Annotated in this window: 1 protein-coding gene; it reads right to left on the bottom strand. The window is 57.8% G+C overall.

The genetic code is table 11. The features are described from left to right. The coding region (locus tag NQ012_RS12995) for a hypothetical protein (protein ID WP_373566661.1) at nt 1–314 on the bottom strand (314 nt) is incomplete at its 3' end. Nucleotides 315–334: the final 20 nt, after the last annotated feature.

The following is a 334-nucleotide window of genomic DNA, read 5'->3' as shown; positions in this document are numbered from 1 at the left end:
CCTGCTTTGAGGCCGTCTGAAGCCAGGGCTACATCGTTGCCGACTTTGACGCCGTCTTTGTTCAGCACGGTACCGCCTGCGGTTACGCTGTCGAAGTTGACGTTTTTGGCGGTGGCCACGGTGTAGGTGGTGCTGCCGTCGTCGTTCTTCGTTTCGGCTACTTCGATGTTGTCGCCCGCTGCCACTTTGTTGGCCGAAGCTGCTGCTGCGGCTTTCAGTTGGGCTACGTTGGCGGCATCGGTGTCTTGCTCACCGGCTTTCACTCCGCTGATTTGCGTGTTACCTGCGTCAATACCTGACGAAGTGATGTTCACATCACCTGCTTTGAGGCCGC

The sequence above is a fragment of the Neisseria dentiae genome (assembly GCF_024580525.1).
GTDB classification, from domain to species: Bacteria; Pseudomonadota; Gammaproteobacteria; order Burkholderiales; family Neisseriaceae; genus Neisseria; species Neisseria dentiae_A.
The sequence above is the reverse complement of the archived record's forward strand: the minus strand, read 5'-3'. Positions and strand labels throughout refer to the sequence as shown.